Consider the following 14,932-nt stretch of genomic DNA (forward strand, 5'->3'; position numbering starts at 1 on the left):
CCGTCAGGGCGCGTTCGGACACGCCAAGACGCGCGCGCGCCGCGCAGATCGCCCGAAACACGTTCCATTTGTGCGCGACTTTTTCCGGCGGGCGCGCTTTTGACGCCGCTTGGCTGGCCACATGGGCGAGCGTCAGCGATCGCCGCCCGAATGCAGTCGTCGGGGGTTGGTGTGTTGTTTCCATTCTATTTGCCCTCGTTCAGGCAAAGAAAACCTGCTCGCCAAAACGGCGCCGACTCTTGACAGCGATGTGGGGAAGCCATAATTTCTGAGTTGCAGACAGAATTTGTGGGGCTTCCGGGACGGAGACGTTTCGGGAGCTTTTTCTTTGCGCGTTTCTCCAGTTGGTTACGGAATCAGTTTGTTGAGCAGTGCCTCCTTCGATGTGACGAAGGCACAGTCCGGCATCGATTGGCGCGAATATGAAATCCGTGCGAAATCGCAGGGTCGTTTAGGATCCTGGCCACGATGTCTCGGCGCCTATTAGCTGGCTCCCTCGCGCTAACAGTAGGAACGCCCTCTTCAATGCCCGTCACGATCATCTTCCCGGTATCGCGCCGGTAGATGGTGATTGGTTTGTCGACACGCTTTGGTGCGCGCTCCTCGGCGCACACGGCTTCTGCCAGCGCCTCAAATTCGTCCTCGCGGGCTATTAGTGGGGCGAGATCGAAGCCGGAGGCGACCTCGACCTTCCATGCCCCGTCCCTGCGCGCGAAACGTTTGTCGTTGGGGCTGTCCCGCCGCGCGATCAATCCGGCGTCGACCAGAACGGCGAGATGGTGCCTGAGTGTCGCCGGCACCATGCCATGAGCGCGCAAGCTGAGTTGCCCGTTCGATGGAAAGACGACCGGGTCCTCGCCGCTGAGCACCGTTCCGGGGTGATAGGTCAGCAGCGCGTCGAGCACGGCCAGAGCGCGCTCGGACACGCAGAAACGCACCCGCGCCGCGCAGATCGCCCGGAATACGGTCCACTTATGCGCGAACCTTTCTGGCGTCCGTGCTTTTGCCGCCACATGGGCAAGCGCCAAGTGCCGCCGCCCAAAGGGCGTCGTCGATTGATGTGGTTCCACTTTCTTTCACCTTACGATTAGGCAAAAGAAATCAGCTCGCCGAAGTTGCGCCAAAAATGCTTGACAGTGATTCGCAGAGATGGGATTCTCAGACTGCTTAGATCAGAGAAAGGCTTCCGCGCGGCAACGTTCGGGGGCTTTTTCTTTTGCTGGCTAGTCTCCTGTTTCCTTACCCACCCTCGTCGCTATGAACGCTCGATAAAGCGAGTCAAGATTCGACGAAATGAAGCGGCCAAACTCGCTCGCGTTTTTTGATTTGAGCAAGAGGCTATAAGTTTTCCCGGTGTTCTGGATGCTCGCGGCGATCAAATTGTCGTCGGCCGCCCAAGACGCAGGTTCCGCTTTGCTTGGTCGCGCCCTTCGATGCAATTTTCGCGACGCGACCAGTCGCGCCAACAGGTAATTGAAACGCTCGGAAGCTTCCTTCGCTATGAATTCCGCGGAGGCGACTTCCTGGCAAGCGAGTTCGGCGTTCGCCGGATGCGCCACCAGCTTTTTCAGTTCCTCCCATCGATCTCGCCCGATGGATTTAGCGGCGCCGAGCGCATCGATTACCGTCAATGGAATTGTTTCGGCTACCGAAAGCATTCGCGACAGCAAGGTATCGTCGATCATAAGCGCGGCTTTGATGGTGTCCTTGCTCTGACCCATGCCCAGCAGCTTCTTGGCGAAGATCGCCTTTTCAATGAACGATAGATTGGCGCGTGCGGCATTTTCCTGCCCTTGCGCAATGATGTGGGCGACATCCTCGATATTCTTGACTACGGCGCGAACTGGTACTCCGAGATCCTTCGCCACCCTCGCACGACGATGACCAAACACGATCATATAGCGCCCGTTGTGGTGCGGATGAGGACGGACCAAAATCGGGGTTGATTGCCCATTCTGCTTGATCGCATCACGCAACAAGAGATAGTCCTCGTCGGTGGTCTCGATGCGATCGGAGACAAAGGAGCCGTCGATTACATCCACATCGAGGTCGACGATGGTTTCTCCAGCAGCCATTTTTTTGGCGTTTTCCGCCATTTCGTCGATAGAGACCAACATCGAGCGCGACGCGCCGCGACGAGCGTAATCTGTCCGAGCTTCGTGATCGCCCTTGGATGGCTCCAGATCAGCAGTGACACTTGATAAAAGATTTTTCCGCGCCATCCTAGGCTCCCTTGATCCACGCCAACACACTGACGAATCTAGGCATTTTCGGCCCATGCACGGCTGTCAAACATCCAATCATTTTCGTCCCCATGCACGGTGAATCAAATCGACAATTTCCTCGTTGACCGCGTTGAGTGCATCGAGTGCGCGATCGTAAGTGCCTCGGGTGAATTGCGATCGCTCGATCTCATAAAGGGTTTGGTTCGTGATCCCCGCGTCGGAAATCGCAGTGGATTTCAACATTGGATTGGTCAGCATTTGCTTGGGGAAAAGCGCCTGCATAAATCCAACCATTTGGGCTTGCGGCCCGTCGGTCGGCTCGTAGCGCGTGACCATGTAGCGGAACCATTTCATACGAACCTCGGCACCCGCTTGGCTAATCGACCGCAAGATGCCGCCGAGCATGAGCAAAAACTGGCTCATGGACATCACATCGAGCATTTGCGGATGAATTGTGATGAGGGCCGAGGTTGAGGCCGTCAGCGCCGTCAGCGTGAGGTAACCAAGCTGGGGCGGACAGTCGATCACCACGACATCGTAACGATCATCGACTTCTCTCAACGCCGCGGTAATGCGAGTGAAGAACATCCGTCCGTCGGCCGAAGCCTTGTTGGTCGCGGCGATCGGCGTGTCATATTCGTATTCCTGAAGTTCCAGGTTCGCCGGGACTATATCCAGACCAGGAAAATTCGTCGGGCGGATCACTTCCGTGATCGGCTTCCTGTCCTTGTCATACCGCAGCGCCTCATAGAGCGACGGATTCTTATCGAGCTCAGGCTGAATGCCGTGAAGGGCGGAAAGAGAAGCTTGCGGATCGAGGTCGATCGCCAGCACGCGGTGACCGGTCAGCGCCAGATGCTGCGCTAGATGCGCGGCGGTAGTGGTTTTGCCGCTCCCCCCTTTGAAATTGACCACGGCGACGACCTGCAGCGATTCCCCGGTACGGCGATGTGGAACATAGTTCTTGAAATCCGCCCGACCGTGTCGATCGAGATATTGACGCAATTCCAGCATCTGCTCGGCTGTATAGGTGCGGCGGCCGGATATCGACGTCGTTGGCACCGGCCCCTTTCCCTCGAGATGAAGCTTTTTGATGTTGGATGGCGTGACGCCTAAAAAATACGCGACTTCAGCCAGCGAAAAAGAGCGCAGCCCTTTTGTCGCGTTCGGCGGATAATGCTCCAGCCGCAGCATATTCAGCTTATCTGAGATCAATTCCCCTTGGCGGAGAATTGCCTCGTGGAAGCTGTCTAAATCGTCAATTGCGGCGGGCATCATCATCTTTACGGGCTCGGAATAACGCTTTTTTGCGCACAAGTTCGTTACAAGCGGGAATTATGCCCGATTCGCCCAGTTCGGCAATGCTTTTTTAGTAAACGATTCGTTAATGATCGCTGCTGAAATGAAAATCACCTTTGACGGAATAAATCGTAGTATACCTGCGTTACCCGACAAGCTGAAAATCTTTCGGATCGACGACACGGAAATTGTCTGTTGTTCGCGACCAGAACTCGCTGAACCGCCTCGGCACTTCCACCTTCAGAAAGAGGAGGAAGGCGTCGGCGTATTCCCTGAACGTCTCGTAGCATTTGTTGCAGCTGACCCAGTGGGGCATCTCGCCCCACAACCGCTCAATTGGGTTGATCCGGGTGCAGTAGTCCGGAACAAAGTGCAAGACGATGCGCCGCCCCGGCCTAGCCAATCCCGCACCAGCTTTGCGTGATGATACGCGGCATTGTAGAGATAGAGGTGAATCCGATGATTGTGTGGATAGGCCCTCTCGATGGCTTCGAGCAAGCTGACGGTGCTCAAGGCATCGACCGACCAGCAACCCCTTGATCACCGTCACACCGGCTCCCAAATCGATCGCGCCGTGGACGTTCATCCTGTTCCGTCCGGAAGCGAAGGGTGATGTTCTCTTGCTTTGGCTCACCAGCGCCCGGCGGGGCGCGACTGGTGGATAGGGTGCACGGCGTCGGCATAGCGCGCCTCGTCCGCTTGGAGATGGTCGCAAAGGCTGTCGTGCGACTCGATGAACTTCTTGTGCTTCTCAACCGTGATCCTGAGTGGAATGGTCTTCGACTACGGCACTCGAATCCCAATCCGTTTATGAGCTTGATGATTGCGGAGCCGGTGTAGTCATGACCGAAGTTCGTGCGGATGAAATGCCGATTTCGCGCGTGGTGCCCGGCAGGGTTTTCGTCGCCCACGCACGAAGCTGCTCGATCTGCTTCGCGGTAAAATAGGATGAGCCGCCTTTGAATACGAAGCCATGAACGGAGTCGACTCCGCCGGTCTTGAACGAGCCATGCCATGAGCGGACTGTATCGTCGCCGAGGAAAAGAACGCTGGCGACTCCGTCGCAACTCATTCCGCGATCAAGCAGCAGCAGGGCGGTGGCATGCCGTGCTGCGGCGATGCTCCTCAAGCCCGTCCCGCGCAATGCGGGTAAGGGCTTTTTCCTTTTTTGTGTCGATGAGGAAACCCGCTCGGATCATGCCGAATCATTCAATGAATCTCCGCCCCCCGTCAAAAAGCGGTTCATCCAAGAATCTGAGCGTATCCTTTTGTTAGTGCGACATGTTTGCGCTGAATGCACGGCTGTCAAAATGTCGTTGAGGCATTCGATGTTGATCTCGGGGCGCGGAAATCGGACTCGCTCGGTGACCCCTTGAGCGGCCGCTCGCCAAGAATACGCGCGTCGCGAGCGGCGTTCTTATAGCTGGTAAGCACCCTGGTCAGTACCGGACCGCTGTTCCTGGATCGAGATCAATCTGGATGCGGCCCGGTTCTTTCCATGTCAGTTTGCATCCTCCGATGTTGCCGTCGGCCTTGCGCAGGGGAATTAACGTGCTCGCTGCGACCCACGCAGTACGGTTAGTGCCCCAGAGGATCTGAAGAAACACGTTTTCCCTTTTCGGCGGCCAAGCGATCGTGACGATTTCGCTTGTCGTGCCGAGTTGTTTTGATGCTGTAGTCGGCTGCGCAAAAACATGAGGAAATACCCTTCTCGTTGTGGGTCAATATCGGACCGCTGTCCCCGGCTCGAGATGAAACTGGATCCTGCCTGGCTCGCGCCAACTTAGCGTACAACCTCCAACGCTACCGTCGGCCTTTCGCAAGGGGACGACGGTCGTTTCAGCCACCCATCCGTCTTGGTTGGTGCCTCTCAGGATTTTCACGAAACCATTAACTGTGACGAGAGGCCACTTGACGTACACGATACCGATCGCCGTTCCCTTCTTCTTGGACGCAGTCGATGGTTGTGCGAATACATGCGGAAAGCCTCTTCCGTAAAACGCGTCCTCTTCGCTTATGTGGAGGCCCACCATGTCAATTTTATAGCATTGATACTTAGACAGGTCCGGCAGAGCGGTTTGGGCGTTTGCGCTGATCGATGTCGTCAAGACGGGAAGGAAGAGAGAGAAAAGCAATTTTTTCATTTGAAAATATCCTCATTTCTGAGCGAGCACGACCTGGCTGGCCGATGACCCGAGTTTAGATGTGATGGTTTGGCGCCATTGCCCAACCGTTGTGTTTAATGAGATGCCATTTGCGGCAAGCTGGGACGGAGTGAGGCTCAAAAGCGATGAAAGGTTTTCCGAATCGCTCGCTTGAGCTACAGCAAGTCCACCTTGCTGACCGAACTGATACAAGGTTCGCGTGTCTAAAGTTGTGGGGTTGCTGATGCCGTTTTTTTGCAGCAAAAGTGCGTCTTGCCGCAACTCATAAGCTGCGGCGTAGGCTTGTGTCGCGGGATCCATTTTGCCGTCAAGCCCAGCGGTGATGTTTGCCGCGATGGACGGATCGAGCGCGATCGCACCGGCGATATCTGCGGTATAGGTCGAGTCGATCATTTGCCAGACGCCGCTGGCCGAACTGCCGCTTCCTCCCGCAGAATTTTTGCACCCGCTCTCCATGATGCAAGTTGCCGCAAGCGCGGACGCGTTTACACCCATGGCGCTCGCGGCGCTGCTCGCCTGAGCACCCCAGGATTGCGCGTTCATAGTGTCCAGCGCGGCGCCGCCAGCATCGGCTCCGCCGCTTCCACCGCCGGTGTCACTTCCGCCACTACCTCCACCAAGCGTCGAACCTCCCGAGAAATTGAACGCTGGCAGTCCTGGTTCGGTATATGTGGGCTTTACTTGCGGTGGGAGCCCCTGCGGAAGGACGATAGATTGTGCCCAGGAAATGCTGACTACGAACATGCCTGAACAGATTGCTATGGCGGACGTCGTTGATCTCCGTCTCGCCCGAATGTCTTTGTGTTGAGTACCCATGACGCCTCCGTTCGATGATGGCGCTATGAGCGTGGGTGTGATTGGCGCGAACACGTAGAGGTTTGTTGAGTCAATAGCCGGGGAGGGCGACCCGTCGATGTTGTCGTAACGATAGGGGATTCCAATAGCGTGCCAAATGAGTTACAGTACGACTATATTTTCAGGTGGGACGTGTGTCGTCGTGATTTTGCGCGGAATGGTCGATGTCCATGACGGAAAGCGATACCTCAAACGAACAAGCCCGAAGTAATACATTCGCAATTAGTCATGCGGGACACCCTAGTCGGTCTGATAGTTGCATTCCGGTTCAGAGACAAATAGTTAAATATGGCATAGAAAGTTTCGAGTATGCACGAAGACGAGACCCCGGCATTTGGTCAATTTGTGTTCGGAGTTTCGCCGTTTATAAGCAGTTGTCTGTCGCAATCGAGTCGTGTGATGACGATGCAACACGAATAGAATCGTTAAAACAAAAGCGTCGGCGAGCGCTCAATTCGTTACAAAAGGCGAGAGCGAAGACCGTATATGGGCTCATACTGAAATATAATATTATCCTTTTGTTTCTTGTGGACAATGCTGAGATTGCCGCCTTAATAAGGTCATGCCTGATCGATTATGATAGGCTATTCGCATCAAATACACAAAGTGAGTTTAGTAACGCAGAACCACGACTTGCGCTGCTTGTTAATAAGGTTTCTGAGGCAGTTAAGCGATTTGAAGTTGAAGCGGAGCGTTATGATCAGTGTGACGAAGACGGTATGGAACCAGAGCGGAGGGTGCTGTTAACAACCATGCGAACGGCGGTTTCCGATGTCGATGGAGCGATATCGTTAGTCGCGGCGCAACCGTCAACAACTCTGCAAGGTCTCAGAGCGAAGCTTTTTTTGTTTGAGACGTTTGATGAAGCATCGTGTGATGGCGTCTCGCTTTTAGCATTGAAACGGTCGATGTGTGGCGATCTCGATAGACTTCTACGACAATTCCGTCGCAAGCCCACGCTATTAGCGTCGGCAAAGACGTGAAATTGTTTTGCCCGCTGCAGCTTGTCTAACTAACTCCTTGCTTCGGTTGAGGGGCAGAGGGCTGTAGTCTCCGCCGGCGTAAGCATGACGCCACCTTCGCGTCTCACGTAACCTGATCGTAATTCTGAATTCGCGCCACTCGAACTTACCGTGCTTCTCGTCATCAGACAGGAGGCATATCAGAATGAAGGTCCACATTCGCGTGGCCGCCTTGGCGAGCGGTCTTATGTTGTCGTGCTCCATTCATGCGCTCGCGGCCGAGCGTTGTGTGGCGGATTTTACAAAACCTATCGATTTTCCAAAGGCGGTGCTCGTTGCGGCGAACGACGACGGCGCTGTGAAGAAGGCGGTCTCGTGGGAGATCGTTGAGCCGAGCACGCCTGTTCTGCCGCCGCCTGCCGCGGGGGCTGGTCCGACTGGACCGATCACCATCGGCGCGGCAGCTTCACCCAACGCGCCCGCGCCGCCGCCGGCCGTGAATTCGCCCGTCATCGAGACGGCAAGTCCCTCCAGTGGCGACGTGCCCGAACAGGCCGGGACGCTTCCTCTGTTCAAAGACGTGAGCAAGTTTCCGGCGCTCAAGCACATTGCCGCGACCGGCGCGACTTTGCTCGATCTTGGCGAGGCGCACGGACTTCGTTCCGTCGCCGCCAAGGTTGGCGATCAGTTCATGATCCTCCAGGTCGCGCCGGATGGTGAGGCGGTCGTCGGCGGTCCCGTTCTCGAATTGTCGAAGGCCCGTCTGCTCGCGATCGGCGGCGCCAGGGTGACGAATATTGGCGAACTGCATGGTCTCACGGGCTTGTTCGTTCGCAATGGCGCCGAGTTTCAGACGCTCTATGTGACGCCTGACAACCAGGCGACGATCGCCGGCGTGATGTGGGACTCGGCTGGCAAGAACCTGACGCGCGATCAGGTGGCGAAAATTGACGGGGCCTTGCCGACGGTGGATGTCGGCGACGTCAAGAAAGTTCTCGCTGACAAGGGTGCGATTGCGGGCTTGGCGACCGTGCAGCAGGCGGCGTTCGGCGCCATCGGCCCGGATGGCGCGCCGGTCGTGTGGATGATCGTCGATCCGGCTTGTTCGTATTCGATTCGAGCGTTCGACGCCTTGAAGCCCTATGCGGAGGCGGGGCGCATACAGCTGAAAATCGTACCGATCTCGATCCTCGATCACGAGGACAACGGGATGAGCACGAAAGCGGCATTATCGCTGTTGAGCGTCCCGACGGAAAGCATGGCGTCGGCCTGGGCGCAGCGTGTTTTCACCGTTCCCGCGACCGGCGCAGCCGAAGCGAAACTGCAAAGCAACGGACAGATCGCCGAAGCGATCAAACTGACGGGCACACCCACCTTCTTCTTCCGAAAGCCCGATGGCCTGGAGGGGCGCCTCGACGGAATGCCCACCGATTTTAAAGCGTTCGTCACTGCGGTCGTGGGGAGGATCTGATGGGCTTGTTTCGTGGTCTCGGCCGCAGGCTGGGCGGCTTGATGAAAATCCCGTTCGTGTTCGTGCCCTGGCGAGAGATCAAGAAGGGCAAGAACGCGATTGAAGAGCAGGCGGCCGAGATCTGGTCGCAAGTGAAGCGCGCCAAAGAGATTGATCAGCAGGTTATTGTTGACGGGGATCGATTGATTGATCTCTCTTCCTTCGCCGAAGAGAAGGGGCTTTCGGATCGGCAGGCGAGGGCGCTTCTTGCGCGGCGACGGCGAGAAACGGCGAGAGCGGCCTACGCTTGTTTCGCGTTGGGCTGGGCTGCGTTCTTTTTCCTGGCCTATCGGATCGCTGGCGAATCGTGGACGTCTGGACCGTTTGTGACCACGATCGAATTCAGTCCCTTTTGCATCCTGTTTTTCCTGATGGCCTTCAAGTTTGCGCTCGACAATTTCAGGCTCCGTACTCTGAGCCATGTGACGGCGAGCGAGTTCTTGCATACGAATGAACCGTTCTGGCCGCACTGAGGTTGTGGTCAATTGTCGAGAGGGCGACGCCCGACGCCTCGGTGGTGTCGACCGCAGATATTCAAACGGCTCATATGATTTAAGGTATCCCTCCGGCGTAGGCCGCCTTCCATCGGGCTGGGACGCATCGTAATTTAGCAGTGCTGCAAGCAGTGGTGTTTGCAGCACTGCAAGAGACAGTGCGATGAGCCAAGTTCAGGTAATCAGCGGAGTTGAGCGTCGTCGCCGTTGGAGTGACGAGCAGAAGCAGGCGATTGTGGCGGCGGCGTTTGCGCCCGGCGCCGTGGTGACGGAGGTCGCCCGGCGAGCGGATGTCAACAGCGGGCAAATCTATCGGTGGCGGCGAGATCTTCGGATGGAGCCGTCAGGATTTGCCGAAGTTGTCGTCTCTTCGGCTGGGCCATCCGACATTTCCGCTTCGGTAATTGACGTCGCGTTGAGCGACGGCACGCGCGTCCAGATCGCAGCCATGACCCCGCCGGAGTTGGCGTCGGCGGTGGTCAAGGCGCTGGTGCACCGATGATCCCGGTTCCGAGCAATGTGCGGGTCTGGCTGGCGGTCGGGCGAACGGATATGCGGCGCGGCATGACCGGTCTGGCGCTTCAGGTTCAAGAGACGCTGCATCGCGATCCCCATGCCGGCGATTTGTTCGTTTTCCGTGGACGGCGCGGCGACATGGTAAAAATTATTTGGCATGACGGGCTCGGAATGTCGCTTTATGCAAAACGTCTTGAGCGTGGCCGATTCATCTGGCCGTCACCGGCGGACGGTATGGTGGCCATTTCCGCCGCTCAACTGGCCTATATGCTCGATGGAATCGACTGGCGGAATCCCCGTTTGACGTTCCGGCCGGAGCGCGCCGGATAAGGTGGCGGATAGCGCATTTTTCTTCGTATTTCCGCCATTTTTTAGGAGTCAAACGGGTCGTTTTATGATTCACTTCTGGGTATGGAATCACGGCCGCGCAACCTCCCCGATGACGTTGATGCGCTGAAAGCAGCGCTGCTGAAGGCTTGGGCTGAGAATGCCATCGCCCGCGCCGTCGAGTCCGACGACAAGGCTCTCATCGCGCATCAGAAGCTCGTCATCGCCAAGTTGCAGCGGCAGCTCTATGGGCCCAAGGCGGAGCGCAGCGCTCGTCTCGTCGACCAGTTGGAGCTCACCTTCGAAGAGCTGGCGGGAAGCGCCACGGAAGATGAGATCGCGGCGGAACGGGCCGCCGCCAAGACGACGGTCAAAGGTTTTACGCGCAAGCGTCCGGATGTCCGCGCGACCTTCCCCGAGCATCTTCCGCGGGAACGGGTGGTGATCGATCCGCCGACGATCTGCGACTGCTGCGGCGGGACGCGCCTTCGTAAAATCGGCGAGGATGTGACCCAGACGCTGGAGTCGATCCCGCGGCAGTGGAAGGTGGTCGAGACCGTCCGGGAGAAGTTTAGCTGCCGGGACTGTGAGAAGATCAGCCAGGCGCCGGCGCCCTACCATGTGATCCCGCGGGGCTGGGCCGGCCCAAGCCTGCTGGCGATGATCCTGTTCGAGAAGTTCGGCCAGCATCAGCCTTTGAACCGCCAGGTGGAGCGATATGCCCGGGAGGGTGTTCCGATCAGCCTATCAACGGCGGCGGACGCCGTCGGGGCCAGTTGCTCGGTGCTTGCGCCCTTGCTGGCCCGGCTGGAAGCCCATGTGATGGCGGCCGAACGCCTGCACGGAGATGACACGACCGTGCCGGTGTTGGCGCAGGGCAAATGCGATGTCGGGCGATGTTGGGTTTATGTGCGCGACGATCGCCCGTTCGGGGGCCAAGCTCCGCCGGCGGCGATGTTCTATTACTCGCGTGATCGCAAGGGCGAGCATCCGCAAGCGCACTTGGCCCGGTACACTGGCATCCTCCAGGCGGACGCCTTCGGTGGCTACACCAAACTCTATGAGCCCACCCGCCAGCCCGGCCCGATCGAGGAAGCGGCCTGCTGGGCGCATGCGCGCCGGCCCTTCTTTGCCATGGCCGATCTTGAGGAGAACGCCCGGCGCAAAGCGGCCGGTAAGAAGGAGATCCCCCTCTCTCCGATGGCCATAGAGATGGTGCATCAAATCGATGCTCTGTTCGAGATCGAACGTGCCATCAATGGCTGCAGCGCCGAGGAACGCAGGGCGTACCGCCAACAGCACAGCGCCCCCCTGGTCAAGGTCCTTGAGGTCTCCATGCGAGACGCCTGCACCAAGCTCTCGCGGAACCATGATCTGTTCAAAGCGATGAACTACATGCTCAAGCGCTGGTCCTCGTTCACCCGGTTCCTGGACGACGGACGGGTCTGCCTCTCCAACAATGCCGCCGAACGGGCGCTGAGAGGAATCGCGCTGGGCCGAAAGTCTTGGCTGTTCTGCGGTTCCGACCGCGGCGGGCAACGCGCGGCGGCCATGTACAGTCTCATCGTCACCGCCAAAATGAATGACGTCGATCCGCAAGCCTGGCTGGCTGACGTCCTGTCACGCATCGCGGCCCATCCGGCCCATCAGCTCGACGAACTGCTCCCATGGAACTGGGTGCCGCGAACCGGCGTCGCCCAAGCGGCCTGATTGAGCACCCAACGCAACAAGGTCCATAGCGTCATGACAATCGCCCGTGTCGCAATCGAGCTCGGCGTGGACGAAGACTGGTTATCGAACATTGCTGGCGAGATGGAGCCCGAAGACGGCTTGATCTGGGTCTATGGACCAGGGGATGACGGCGTCATGGCCTTCTCCGACGATGGCATCGAATGCCTTCAGGACCTCATCGAGATAAACAAGGCGCACCCGGAAACCAATCAGGAATAGGCCGCCTGCGGTCTACGCCGGAGGGATACGAACATCCGGCCCATCGGCTCGATGAACTGCTTCCGTGGAACTGGACGCCGCAAACCGGCGTCGCCGACGCGGCCTGATGAGCACTCAGCGCAACAAGGTCCACAGCGTCACAACAATCGCCCGCGTCGCAATCGACCTTGGCGTGGACGAAGACTGCCTTTGGGATATTGCCAATCAGATGGAGCCTGAAGACGGCTTGATCTGGGTCTATGGACTGGGTGACGACGGCGTCATGGCCTTCTCTGAGGATGCCGTCGAATGCCTTCGGCTGTCCATGAGGGGCTGACGACCGTCTCTGTGGATCCGAAGATCCGCCTATACGCTGTGGCCGTCCTCGACGGCCAGAACCATTAGAGCCTGTCGTCAGGCAGCGGCACGGGCTGCGTTATAACCTAAAAAGCCGTCAACGTGATTTAAGACACTCCGTGCAAATCCAAAGACATCCGAGCAATCCAAGTTCGGCTTCCATCCTGTTGTGAGGACGTATTTGTCTCATGCATAATAATGTCGAGAAGTTTCTCGCAATCGCGGACGACCGTTTTTGCATGGACATTGGTCACGCAAAGAAGAAGTCCCTTTTTGACAACGGCGCCTTGATACCATTGCGAGAGCACAGCGGGGGCGAGCCCATGGGACAGGGCTCTTTGTGCCATTGCCACATCGTCGCTCTCGTCGGGAAGATGGAGACGAATCGAGAGGGCTCCGTCGATCCCCAGCGAGAGGTTTGCCGGAAGATGACGGGCCAGAGTATCGGCGAGCAGGGCCTTGCGCGCGGCGTAAAGGCGTTTCATATGCCGCAAATGGCGCAGGTAATGTCCGCCGGCCATGAAATCCGCCACCGCGATTTGGACCGCCCCGTTGGGGGCGGGGGACAGGTGGTCGGCAATTTCGCCAACAGGGGCGGCCAAGGCTGGCGGGACGACGAGAAAGCCTAATCGCAGGGCGGGGCTGATGGTTTTGCTGAAGGTGCCGATATGAAGGACCCGACCGGATGTGTCCTGAGCGGCCAGGGCCGGCGCGGCGCGTCCGCGCAGTTGCAACTCGCCGACATAATCATCCTCGATAATCCAGGCCCCCCTCTCTTCGGCCCAGGTCAGGAGGTCCCGGCGCCGCTCCAGGGACATGGTCATGCCGAGAGGGGCTTGTTGCCCCGGTGTCACGACCGCCAGGGCGGCGTTTCCTGCCACCATCTTTGCTGCGGCAACGTTCAGGCCCGCCGCGTCGACGGGAATGGGGCGGACGGTCAGTCCTGCCAATTGGAGCGCCGTCAGGGTTTTGGGAAAGCCCGGATCCTCACACCACACCTCCGCGCCGGACAAAGACAGCGCCTGCAAGGCCATCCCCAAGGCGCCGGTAAAACCGCTTGTAACAAAAATCTGATCAACGGAGCAACGCACCCCGCGCGATATCGCTAAATAGGCTGCGATTTCATGGCGGAGACGGGCATTTCCGCAGGGGTCGGGGTAGTTCAGCGGCGACAGCGTTTCGGCTCTCGTGGCACGGATCCGGATGCGAGACCATTGTTTGAAGGGAAAGATATCCTGGGCCGGAACGCCCATTTGAAATATTGCCGGCGGCGCGTCGAAGGGATGGAATAGTCCGGGCGGCGTTTCGGTCATCTCGCTTTCGGAGGCAGGACGTGGGGAAGGACGTGGGGCCGGCGCGTCGGCAACCCAGGTGCCCGCTGCCCCCTTGGATACAATCAATTGGTCGTCGATCAACCGGTCATAGGCCCGTCGGACGGTTCCCCGGGCGACCCCCAATTGAGCCGACAGATCCTGGGTTGAGGGAAGGCGGGTCAATTTGGCCAGTGTTCCGGTGCGGATGGCGTCCCGGACAGCATCATGAATTTGGTCGGTCAGCGAGATCGCGGATCGTCGGTTGAGTGTCAGGGAAAACATGGGGCCCGTCTCCGTCATAGGCCAATGATTTTCACCATTCTTGGGTCTATCCATTGGCCAGATGCAAGACGATAGTGTGGCCCGGAGCAATTCTTCCCGCCGGTGCCGCCAGGCGCCTGTTTTGACAGCCTCAGAGCGAAACCCGGCCGGTTCCCCAATCAAAGGACACAGTCATGTCGACACATCCCCGTCTTGATATCAAGAAGGTCGCCCCGGACTCCTACAAGGCCGTTTTCGCGTTGGAACAGTATGTTCAGAAATGCGGTCTTGAGCCGCGTCTGATTCACCTGATCAAATTGCGGGCCTCTCAGATCAATGGCTGCGCCTTTTGCGTGGATATGCATGTCAAGGAATCCCGCCATGACGGTTTGAGCGAACAATGGATCGCACTGCTCAGCGTCTGGCGGGAATCCCCTCTCTATGATGCCCGCGAGCGGGCTCTTCTCGGCTGGGTCGAGGCAGTGACCAACATCGCCCAGACCGGTATTCCGGACAGCGATTTCGAGACTCTGAAGGCCCATTTCAGCGATGAGGAAATCGCAAAGATCACGGTCGCTATCGGCACCATCAACATCTGGAACCGTCTGGCCGTCGGTCTGCGTTTCCAGCACCCGATCGACGGGCCGAAAGCGGTATAGACGGGCTCAGGGCAAAGCCGTTCGTATGGCCGCCACCACGCATCGGCGTCACGGGGGCCT

At 58.0% G+C, this 14,932-nt stretch carries 17 protein-coding genes; 9 read left to right on the forward strand and 8 right to left on the reverse strand.

What is annotated here, in order from left to right; all coding sequences use genetic code 11:
• The 7 genes from CCR94_RS02185 to CCR94_RS02215 all read right to left on the reverse strand — a co-directional run.
• Positions 1-184, reverse strand: a 184-nt coding sequence (locus CCR94_RS02185; protein WP_275112799.1) for a helix-turn-helix domain-containing protein, incomplete at its 3' end; no start/stop codon positions are given.
• 172 nt (positions 185-356) lie between these two features.
• Positions 357-1,070, reverse strand: coding sequence for a plasmid replication protein RepC (gene repC, locus CCR94_RS02190; RefSeq protein WP_104506249.1), 714 nt, complete (start codon positions 1,068-1,070; stop codon positions 357-359).
• Positions 1,071-1,223: 153 nt separating this feature from the next.
• Positions 1,224-2,222, reverse strand: a complete 999-nt coding sequence (repB, locus tag CCR94_RS02195) for a plasmid partitioning protein RepB (protein WP_104506250.1) — start codon at positions 2,220-2,222, stop codon at positions 1,224-1,226.
• A 78-nt stretch (positions 2,223-2,300) separates the two neighbouring features.
• A complete protein-coding gene (gene repA, locus CCR94_RS02200) occupies positions 2,301-3,506 on the reverse strand; it encodes a plasmid partitioning protein RepA (RefSeq protein WP_104506251.1) in 1,206 nt (401 codons plus the stop codon).
• A gap of 163 nt (positions 3,507-3,669) precedes the next feature.
• Positions 3,670-4,110, reverse strand: coding sequence for a hypothetical protein (locus CCR94_RS24355; protein ID WP_146089812.1), 441 nt, complete (start codon positions 4,108-4,110; stop codon positions 3,670-3,672).
• A gap of 222 nt (positions 4,111-4,332) precedes the next feature.
• Positions 4,333-4,653, reverse strand: a complete 321-nt coding sequence (locus CCR94_RS24360) for a COG3415 family protein (RefSeq protein WP_146089813.1) — start codon at positions 4,651-4,653, stop codon at positions 4,333-4,335.
• Positions 4,654-5,680: 1,027 nt separating this feature from the next.
• Positions 5,681-6,082 carry a hypothetical protein gene (locus CCR94_RS02215; RefSeq protein WP_146089814.1) on the reverse strand — a complete coding sequence of 134 codons (402 nt, stop codon included), beginning with the start codon at positions 6,080-6,082 and terminating at the stop codon, positions 5,681-5,683.
• Positions 6,083-6,708: 626 nt separating this feature from the next.
• Here CCR94_RS02215 and CCR94_RS24365 point away from each other — a divergent pair.
• From CCR94_RS24365 to CCR94_RS02250, 8 genes are all read left to right on the forward strand, one after another.
• Positions 6,709-7,527, forward strand: coding sequence for a hypothetical protein (locus CCR94_RS24365; protein ID WP_146089815.1), 819 nt, complete (start codon positions 6,709-6,711; stop codon positions 7,525-7,527).
• 202 nt (positions 7,528-7,729) lie between these two features.
• On the forward strand, positions 7,730-8,977 hold the full coding sequence (locus CCR94_RS02220) for a hypothetical protein (protein WP_146089816.1): 1,248 nt from the start codon (positions 7,730-7,732) through the stop codon (positions 8,975-8,977).
• Positions 8,977-9,489, forward strand: coding sequence for a hypothetical protein (locus tag CCR94_RS02225; RefSeq protein WP_104506256.1), 513 nt, complete (start codon positions 8,977-8,979; stop codon positions 9,487-9,489). Before CCR94_RS02220 ends, CCR94_RS02225 begins: the two co-directional genes overlap by 1 nt.
• Positions 9,490-9,673: 184 nt before the next feature.
• The gene (gene tnpA, locus CCR94_RS02230; protein ID WP_244593901.1) at positions 9,674-10,012 is read left to right on the forward strand and encodes an IS66-like element accessory protein TnpA; all 339 of its coding nucleotides are present in this window, start codon (positions 9,674-9,676) and stop codon (positions 10,010-10,012) included.
• On the forward strand, positions 10,009-10,356 hold the full coding sequence (gene tnpB, locus CCR94_RS02235) for an IS66 family insertion sequence element accessory protein TnpB (protein ID WP_104506257.1): 348 nt from the start codon (positions 10,009-10,011) through the stop codon (positions 10,354-10,356). The genes tnpA and tnpB overlap by 4 nt, the downstream gene beginning before the upstream one ends.
• Before the next feature lie 81 nt (positions 10,357-10,437).
• Complete coding sequence (gene tnpC / locus CCR94_RS02240; protein WP_104506258.1) at positions 10,438-12,063, forward strand: IS66 family transposase; 1,626 nt, start codon at positions 10,438-10,440, stop codon at positions 12,061-12,063.
• Positions 12,064-12,303 (forward strand): hypothetical protein, encoded by a 240-nt coding sequence (locus CCR94_RS02245; RefSeq protein WP_244593902.1) that lies wholly within the window; start codon positions 12,064-12,066, stop codon positions 12,301-12,303.
• A 64-nt stretch (positions 12,304-12,367) separates the two neighbouring features.
• Entirely contained in the window at positions 12,368-12,619 is a 252-nt protein-coding gene (locus CCR94_RS02250; RefSeq protein ID WP_425332304.1) for a hypothetical protein, read from the forward strand.
• A gap of 127 nt (positions 12,620-12,746) precedes the next feature.
• On the opposite strand, the gene pdxR is transcribed toward CCR94_RS02250, so the two are convergent.
• A complete protein-coding gene (gene pdxR, locus CCR94_RS02255) occupies positions 12,747-14,234 on the reverse strand; it encodes a MocR-like pyridoxine biosynthesis transcription factor PdxR (RefSeq protein WP_206605755.1) in 1,488 nt (495 codons plus the stop codon).
• A 173-nt stretch (positions 14,235-14,407) separates the two neighbouring features.
• On the opposite strand from pdxR, the gene CCR94_RS02260 reads away from it, so the two are divergent.
• A complete protein-coding gene (locus CCR94_RS02260; RefSeq protein ID WP_104506261.1) occupies positions 14,408-14,872 on the forward strand; it encodes a carboxymuconolactone decarboxylase family protein in 465 nt (154 codons plus the stop codon).
• The last annotated feature ends 60 nt before the right edge of the window (positions 14,873-14,932 follow it).

The organism is Rhodoblastus sphagnicola (assembly GCF_002937075.1).
Lineage (GTDB): Bacteria > Pseudomonadota > Alphaproteobacteria > Rhizobiales > Beijerinckiaceae > Rhodoblastus > Rhodoblastus sphagnicola.

Excerpts from the sequence above, each read along its gene's own strand:
- repB (WP_104506250.1), bottom strand. The coding sequence starts at position 2,222 with ATGGCGCGGAAAAATCTTTTATCAAGTGTCACTGCTGATCTGGAGCCA.
- repA (WP_104506251.1), bottom strand. The coding sequence starts at position 3,506 with ATGATGATGCCCGCCGCAATTGACGATTTAGACAGCTTCCACGAGGCA.
- CCR94_RS24355 (WP_146089812.1), bottom strand. The coding sequence starts at position 4,110 with ATGAACGTCCACGGCGCGATCGATTTGGGAGCCGGTGTGACGGTGATC.
- CCR94_RS02215 (WP_146089814.1), bottom strand. The coding sequence starts at position 6,082 with ATGATCGACTCGACCTATACCGCAGATATCGCCGGTGCGATCGCGCTC.
- CCR94_RS24365 (WP_146089815.1), top strand. The coding sequence starts at position 6,709 with ATGTCCATGACGGAAAGCGATACCTCAAACGAACAAGCCCGAAGTAAT.
- CCR94_RS02225 (WP_104506256.1), top strand. The coding sequence starts at position 8,977 with ATGGGCTTGTTTCGTGGTCTCGGCCGCAGGCTGGGCGGCTTGATGAAA.
- tnpA (WP_244593901.1), top strand. The coding sequence starts at position 9,674 with ATGAGCCAAGTTCAGGTAATCAGCGGAGTTGAGCGTCGTCGCCGTTGG.
- tnpB (WP_104506257.1), top strand. The coding sequence starts at position 10,009 with ATGATCCCGGTTCCGAGCAATGTGCGGGTCTGGCTGGCGGTCGGGCGA.
- tnpC (WP_104506258.1), top strand. The coding sequence starts at position 10,438 with ATGGAATCACGGCCGCGCAACCTCCCCGATGACGTTGATGCGCTGAAA.
- pdxR (WP_206605755.1), bottom strand. The coding sequence starts at position 14,234 with ATGTTTTCCCTGACACTCAACCGACGATCCGCGATCTCGCTGACCGAC.
- CCR94_RS02260 (WP_104506261.1), top strand. The coding sequence starts at position 14,408 with ATGTCGACACATCCCCGTCTTGATATCAAGAAGGTCGCCCCGGACTCC.